The sequence below is a fragment of the Pseudomonas sp. genome, assembly GCF_049590575.1.
In the GTDB taxonomy this organism is placed as follows: domain Bacteria; phylum Pseudomonadota; class Gammaproteobacteria; order Pseudomonadales; family Pseudomonadaceae; genus Aquipseudomonas.
In genome coordinates this window covers 1-7,954 of record NZ_JBAWDE010000409.1, presented here as the reverse complement: position 1 = coordinate 7,954, position 7,954 = coordinate 1, and the positions used below count along the sequence as shown (strand labels likewise).

3 protein-coding genes are annotated in these 7,954 nt (G+C 62.9%); all 3 read left to right on the top strand.

Annotation, left to right across the window (positions count from 1 at the left end):
• Positions 1 to 432 precede the first annotated feature (432 nt).
• Positions 433 to 633, top strand: coding sequence for a DUF6124 family protein (locus WBR57_RS28690; protein WP_424088689.1), 201 nt, complete (start codon positions 433 to 435; stop codon positions 631 to 633).
• 92 nt (positions 634 to 725) lie between these two features.
• Positions 726 to 6,533: an alpha-2-macroglobulin gene (locus WBR57_RS28685; RefSeq protein ID WP_424088687.1), complete on the top strand. Its 5,808-nt coding sequence runs from the start codon at positions 726 to 728 to the stop codon at positions 6,531 to 6,533.
• The coding region (gene pbpC / locus WBR57_RS28680) for a penicillin-binding protein 1C (protein WP_424088685.1) at positions 6,514 to 7,954 on the top strand (1,441 nt) is incomplete at its 3' end. The genes WBR57_RS28685 and pbpC, both read left to right, overlap by 20 nt.

The following is a 7,954-nucleotide window of genomic DNA, read 5'->3' as shown; positions in this document are numbered from 1 at the left end:
GGCACAGCAAACATCCATGCTGGCTGATACTCCGCCATCGCAGGCAAGCCAGCTCCCACACTGATTGAAGGTGTTGTTGAGGGTGCGGCAAAGTCTGAAACCGTAGCTCCTACCTTCTACGTCCCTTTCTTTCGCAGGACATTTCCGAGAGAATCCCAGCCGCTTGTGCCCTGACTTTTCGGTGGCTAGTCTGCGTTCGTCACTGCCAATTCAGTGACCGGGTTTAGCAGCTCGAATGTTCAACATTGGGCGCACAAGCGCCATCTCAAGCATGGCATTTTTTTCTGCCAACGCTTCATGGTGGCTGTGCGCAGGGCACCTTCGGGTGCGCCGGGTTCCCAATGTTCCGGCCTGCTAACCTGCGTACAGCTGCCACCCATTGTTTAGCAGCGATGGATGTCAGCTCCAATTATCTACATTGGAGTTACCGCAATGAGCAAAGTAAAACCCGGCCCGCCGCATCCCTTTTTCATTCCCCACCCCGAAATCAGCTTCGAAGACGCACTGGTCTATGCCTCAGAACTTCTCCACTGCGCCGAGGAGTTACGCGACTCACCCAAAGTCGCAGGACATCTGATGGAAATGGCCAGAGTGATGGTGGACCGTTCGCTGGAATGCATGAGCGCCCACTAACCCCGTAAACATCCGGCTGTGCGGCGTATCGGCGTCATCTTTTGTATCAAAGACGCTGTAAGATACGCCGCACTTAGCCAGGGATGCTCACCATGTTCGACTCGTTCAAAGCGATCAGCCGCCGAGTTCTCGGCGCTTTACTGACTGTGGTGAGTGCCCTTTTCGGCCAATGGCAGCCGCCGTCCTGGCTGCGCGCCACCGGGCGTGGTGTGGCCAGACTGGGCGGCAAGGCCCGCGCTTACCCGCGCCAGACCGGTGCGGGCGTAGTCGGCCTGGTGCTGCTGGCCGCCGCCGGCTTTTATGGTTGGCACTGGTACTCCAACCTGCCGCAGCCGCACACCGTGAGTTATTCGCTGCACAAACCGAACTTGACCGACTACACGCAGAAACCGCCGGTTGTGGATAACTTGCAGGTGCGTTTCGCCGAATCGGTGGCCCCGCTGGCGGCCATTGGCAAGCCGGTCAGCGAGGGGGTTACCCTCAACCCGGAAGTGGCCGGCGCCTGGCGTTGGTCCGATGACCGCACGTTGTTGTTCGTACCGGAAAAAGACTGGCCCGTAGACGCCCATTACACCCTCGACCTGGCGAAGAAAAACTTCCTGGCCGACGGCGTGCTGCTGGACCAGTACAGCACCCAGTTTTCTACCCAGGCATTGCGCGCCACCCTGGCGCAAAACGAGCTGTATCAGGACCCGTCCAACCCGACGCTGAAACAGCTGGTGGCGACCTTCCATTTTTCCCACCCGGTTGATGAAGACAGCCTGCGCAAGCGCGTGTCGATCACTCTCGGCAAAGGCCTGGCCTACCGCGACGCGCAGTTGCCCAACCGCCCGGAAATCAGCTTCGACGACACCAAGCTCAACGCCTACGTACGCTCCGCCGCCCTGGCCACGCCGCTGGAAAGCACGCCGGTCAGCGCCAAGCTTGATGAAGGCATCAAGGCACGTGACGGCGGCAACGCGACCAACGCTCCACTGCTGGCAGAAGTCACCGTGCCCGGCCGCTATCGCCTGACGTTTAACGGCGCCGAAGTGAGCTTTGTGGACAACGAGCGCGGTGAGCCCGAGCCGGTGCTGATGTTCAGCAGTTCCAGCGCAGTAGCCGATGACACCATCGCCGGTAAGGTCCAGGCCTGGTTGCTGCCGGAAAAAGCCCAGGACGACACGCGCCCTTACAACAGCAACGATATCGACGACGCGCTGCTCGCCCGCAGCACCAAGGTCAACCTGACCCACGTGCCCAGCGTCGAGCCGCTGAATACCCTGCACGCGTTTAAATTCAAGGCGCCTGCCGGCCGCGCACTGTACGTGCGTGTGCCCGCCAACCTGGAAGCCATCGGCGGTTACCTGGCGAAAAACCCGACCGCCTCGCTGATCAGCATGCCGGCCTTTCCGCGCACCTTGCAGTTCCTGTCCGACGGCGCGTTGCTCAGCCTCAATGGCGAAAAACGCCTGGGCTTCATGGCCCGTGGCGTGCCCGGCGCCCATGTGGAAATCGCCCGCCTGCTGCCCAACCAGCTGCAACACCTGGTGGACCAGAGCAGCGGCAGCTTCGCCCGCCCGAATTTTGCCAATGAATACTTTGACCGGATGGTCGAGCGTCAGTCGCTGGATATTCCGCTGTCGTCCAACGACCCGGCGAAAACCGTCTACGACAACGTCGATCTGAGTCACTACCTCACCGCCAACGGCGGTCGTCGCGGCATTTTCGTGCTCAAGCTCAGCCCGCAGGATGACCCGGCCCAGCGTACGTTCGAGTACGACCGCAGCAGTACCAGCGACCTGCGGTTTATCGTGGTCACCGACCTCGGCATCATTGCCAAGCGCTCCAGTGATGGCAGCCATGATGTGTATGTGCAGTCGATCGGTAACGGTTCGCCGGTGTCCGACGCTCAGGTCGACATCATCGGGCGCAATGGCCTGCCAGTCAGCAGTGGCCGCACCGACGCCGAAGGCCATGCGCATTTCGCCAAGCTGGATGAACTGCGCCGTGAGAAAACGCCGCTGATGTATGTGGTCACCCGCGGCAACGACCAGTCGTTCCTGCCGATTGCCCGCCAATCCCAGCAGCTGGATTTGTCGCGTTTTGACGTAGGCGGTCTGGAAGAAGACGGTGCGGTTGATCGCCTCAGAGCCTACCTGTTCACTGATCGCGGGCTGTACCGACCCGGCGAAACTGCGCACTTGGGCATGATCGTGCGCAGCGGCAATTGGAAAGGCGCTTTGCAGGGCTTGCCGGTAGAGCTGCAAATCACCGACCCGCGTGGCCTGGAGGTGATTCGCCAGCCGCTGAAGCTGTCTGCCAGCGGCTTTGAGAGCTTTGATTTCCCGAGCAGCGAAGTCGCCCCGGCCGGCGATTACACCGCGACCTTGCAGTTGATTGGCGAGAAACAGACCCGCACCGACCTGGGCAGCGTGAGCTTCAAGGTTCGCGACTTCGAACCCGACCGCATGAAGGTCAGCCTGAGCCTGCACGACACACCGGTGCAAGGTTGGATTCCACCGGACCAGGTGGTTGCCAAGGTCACCGCGATGCACCTGTTCGGCGCCCCGGCGGCAGGCCGGCGCGTGACCGCGAAAATGTCCCTGAGCCCCACGCTCGCAGCCTTCGACCGTTACCCCGATTACCGCTTCCGCCTCAACGATGCCCTGGAAGAGGCCAACACCGAAGACTTGGCCGAAACCACCGTCGACGACAACGGCCAGGCGGTGCTCGACCTCAACCTGCAACGCTTCGCCAACAGCACCTATCGCCTGCAAGTGATGACCCAGGTGTTCGAGGCTGAAGGTGGGCGTAACGTGGCGGCGCAAGGTGCGTTGCTGGTGTCGTCCGCGCCCTACCTTGTGGGTGTGAAAAGTCAGGATTCGCTGTCGTACGTCGCCAAGGACGCCCCGCGCCAGGTGCAATGGCTGGCCGTGGCGCCAGACCTTACGCCGCTGGCGGTGGACGGCCTGACCACGGAAGTGGTGGAGCACCGTTATGTGTCGGTGCTGGTGAAACAGTCCAACGGCACCTACAAGTACGAGTCGCGCATCAAGAACATCAGCCAGCCGGCCACGCCGCTGGTGATGACCAAGGAAGGCGCCAAGCAGGGTCTGAACACCGGCACGCCGGGCGATTTCACCCTGCAATTAAAGGACGCCAACGGCAACCTGCTGAACCAGATCGACTACAGCGTGGCCGGGCGTGGCAACACCTCGCGCTCCCTGGAGCGCAATGCCGAGTTGCAATTGCGCCTGGACAAACGCAGCTACGCCACCGGTGACGAGATTGCGATCAGCATCCGCGCGCCGTACACCGGCGCCGGTTTGATCACCATCGAGCGCGACAAGGTGTACACCCAGCAGTGGTTCAAGGCCGACAGCACTAACAGCGTGCAACATATCCGCGTGCCTGCAGGGCTTGAGGGCAATGCCTACGTCAACGTGCAGTTTGTGCGGGACATGGGCTCGGCCGAGGTTTATATGAGCCCGCTGTCCTACGGCGTGGTGCCGTTCAGCATCAACCTGGATGCGCGGCGCATGGCGCTCAAGGTCGAAGGCCCGGCGAAGATCGAGCCAGGGCAGACGCTGGACATCCAAGTCACCGCCGACCGCCCAGGCCGCGCGGTGGTGTATGCGGTGGACGAAGGCATCCTGCAAGTGGCGCGCTACCAGACGCCGGACCCGCTGGGCTTCTTCTTCCAGAAGCGCGCGCTGGAGGTCGGCACCAGTCAGATTCTTGACCTGATCCTGCCGGAATTCAGCCGCCTGCTCAGTGGGGCAGCGCCCGGTGGCGATACCGAAGGCGCCCTCGCCAACCACCTCAACCCGTTCAAGCGTAAACACCAGCCGCCCGTGGCCTGGTGGTCGGGGCTGGTGGACTTGCCGGCCGGCGAAAGCGTGCTGCATTACCAAGTGCCCGACAGCTTCAACGGCAAGCTGCACCTGTTCGCGGTGGCGGTGGATGCCGACAGCGTGGGTGTCAGCGAGGCCAACACCGACGTGCGCGGGCCGATTGTGATCACGCCGAACGTGCCGGCTTTCGTGGCACCGGGGGATGTGTTCAATGTAAGCGCCGGGGTGTTCAGCAACCTCGACGCGGCGGCGGATGTGAAGTTTGAGCTGCAGACCAGCGCTGGCCTGGTGGTGCAAGGCGACACAGGCAGCACCTTGTCCCTGCAACCGCGCAAGGAAGGCACTGCCGAGTTCAACATCAAGGTCGGCGAAACCCTCGGTTCGGCGGACCTGCGGTTTGTCGCGGTGCTGCCGGACGGCAAACGTATCCAGGTCGCGGAAACCACCTCGATCCGCCCATTGAGCGAGCACCGCGTGGCCCTGAGCCTGGGCCGCTTCGACAGCGCCAGCAAAGAGCTCAAGCCGACGCGCGAGCTGTTCAGCCAACTGCGTGATGTGCAACTGGGCGTGGCGGCCTCGCCGCTGGTATGGGCCAACGGCCTCAAGCATTACCTGGATGACTACGGCTACGCCTGCACCGAGCAACTGGTGTCCAAGGCCATGCCGGCGTTGATCTGGGGCGGCAATGCGCCAGAAGCCGAGCAGGCCTTCGGCAGTGCGGTGCGCATGCTGCGCCAGCGTCAGAACCAGGCCGGCGGCTTCGGTTTATGGGCAGCCAACCCGGACGTGGCGCCGTACGCCAGCCTGTACGCCACGGACTTCCTGATCGAAGCCAAGGAGCGCGGGCTACCGGTGCCGGAAGATTTGCTGGTGCGCTCGAATGCCTATCTGACAGACCTGGCCAACGGCCCGAGCGAAGGTCTGTCGGAATTGCGCAACCGTGCCTACGCCAGTTACCTGTTGAGCCGTCAGGGGATTCTCGTCAGCGGCGCCTTGAGCGATATCCGCGAACGTTACGAAAGCTACTTCAAGGACACCTGGCAGAACGACCTGGGCGCCGCCTACCTGGCAGCCAGCTACAAGCTGCTCAAGCAGGATCGTCAGGCCGATACGCTGTTGCGCAAGGTTCCGTGGCGTTCGCTTGTGGATAAGTGGGACAGCGACGGTGTGTATTACGACCCGCTGGTGCACGACGCCGAACACCTGCACCTGCTCGCTCGCCATTTCCCCGAGTTGCTGGACGATGTTCCTGCAGCCCTGCTGGATAAACTCGGCAAGCGTCTCAACGAGCAACGCTACAACTCGCTGTCGGCGGCCCTGCTGCTGCGCGCCCTGGATAACTATGGCCAGCGGGCGCAAAGCGACATGACCCTCAAGGCCACCGCGTGGCTGGGCGACAAGCAGCAGCAACTGCTGGAAATGGCCGGCCAGCCGCCGCGCGCTGCCGTGCCGGGTGCCACGCAAAAGCTGGTGCTGGAAAAAACCGACGGCCCGGCCGCGTTCTACCTGCTCAGCGAAGCCGGTTTCGACAAGGGCGCCAAGCCCAAGCCGATCAACAATGGCCTGGAAATCATCCACGAATACCTCGACCTCAAGGGCGAGCCGCTGAGCAAGGTCGCCGTGGGCGATGAGTTCCTGGTGCGCTTGCGCCTGCGCGCCACCGACCGTGACCAGGTGCAGCAAGTCGCCGTGGTCGACTTGCTGCCCGGTGGGGTCGAGCCTGTGTATAACTTGCCGCCGGAGCCGGAAGCCGCCAGCACCGAAGAGAGTGAGGGCGACGATTCGGAGTATGTGGAAACCGCCGACGGCGATGAGGCTGATGCCTGGCAGGCACCCATCGGCGAAACCGAGCTGAGCAACTGGCAGCCGGACTACGTGGATGTGCGCGATGATCGAGTGGTGTTGTACGGCACCGCGCTGCGCGATGCAGGCACCTTCGTCTACCGTGTGCGCGCCACCAACGCAGGGACCTTCAATACGCCACCGGCCTATGCCGAAGGCATGTACGAAACTACCCTGCAAGGGCGCGGCAAAGTAGGCCAGCTTGAAATTACCAAGCCTTAAACGCCTGGCGCCGCTGCTGGTAGCAGCGGTGGTGCTGGCGGGCGTGCGGCTGTGGCCCCACGCCCCGCTGGAACAGGCCGTGAGCTCATCGCGGGTGGTATTGGCCGACGACGGTTCGCTGTTGCGCATGACCCTGGCGGATGACGGTCAATACCGTTTATGGCTGCCGCTGGAGCGCATCTCGCCGTCATTGGTCGAGGCCTTGTTGCTCAAGGAAGACCGCAATTTCTACTGGCACCCGGGGGTCAACCCGCCGGCCTTGCTGCGCGCGGCCATGGCCACCTACAGCGGTGGCCAGCGCCAGGGCGGTTCGACCTTGAGCATGCAACTGGCGCGACGCCTGTGGGACCTGAACACCCGCCAAGTGCCCGGCAAGTTGCAGCAGATCGCCCTGGCGCTGTGGCTGGAGGCGCGCTACAGCAAACGCGATATTCTTGAGGCCTACCTGAACCTGGCGCCAATGGGCGGCAACATCGAAGGCGCCGAGGCGGCCAGCCGGATTTACTTCGGCAAGTCGGCGGCGCAGTTGTCGTTGTCCGAAGCCCTGGCATTGGCGGTGATTCCCCAGCAGCCGGGGCGCCGCGCGCGCTTCGGAGCGTCGCTGCAAAACGCGCGGCTGCGCTTGATGGCCGACTGGCGCGAGACTTATCCACAGGACCCGCGCAATGACAGTTTGCTCGACTTGCCCCTGGAGGCGCGCAACCGCCAGCAAATCCCCTTCCTGGCGCCGCACCTGAGCGAGCAATTGCTGGCGTCGCAGACCGGCAATGAGTTGAACAGCACCCTTAACCTGCCGCTGCAACAATTACTCGAGCGCCTGATCAGCGGCTTTATTGCCGAACGGCGCAGCACCGGTGTGGAAAACGCCACCGCCATCCTGATCGACAGCCGCGACCAGAGCGTCAAGGCGCTGGTGGGGTCGGCGGATTACTTATCCACAAGCATTCATGGCCAGGTCAACGGCGTGCTGGCGCGGCGCTCGCCGGGGTCGACACTCAAGCCATTCCTGTATGGGTTGGCACTGGACCAAGGGGTGATCCACCCCATGAGCATCCTCAAGGACATGCCGAGTAACTTCGGCTACTTTCAGCCGGAAAATTTCGACGGCAGTTTTATCGGGCCGCTGACCGCGCGGGATGCGCTGATCCGTAGTCGCAACATCCCGGCGGTGTGGCTGGCCAGCCAGGTCAAATCGCCGTCGCTATATGGCTTGCTGCAACGCGCCGGCATCAAGGGCCTGCGCGGTGAAAGCCATTACGGCCTGGCCCTGGCCCTCGGTGGCGGCGAGATGACGCCCGAGGAGCTGGCGCGGCTGTATGTGATGCTGGCGGGCGACGGCCACCTGCGCCCCTTGCGCTATAGGCAAGAGCAGCCGCAAACCATCGGCCCGCAGCTGCTCACGCCGCAGGCCACGTTTATGG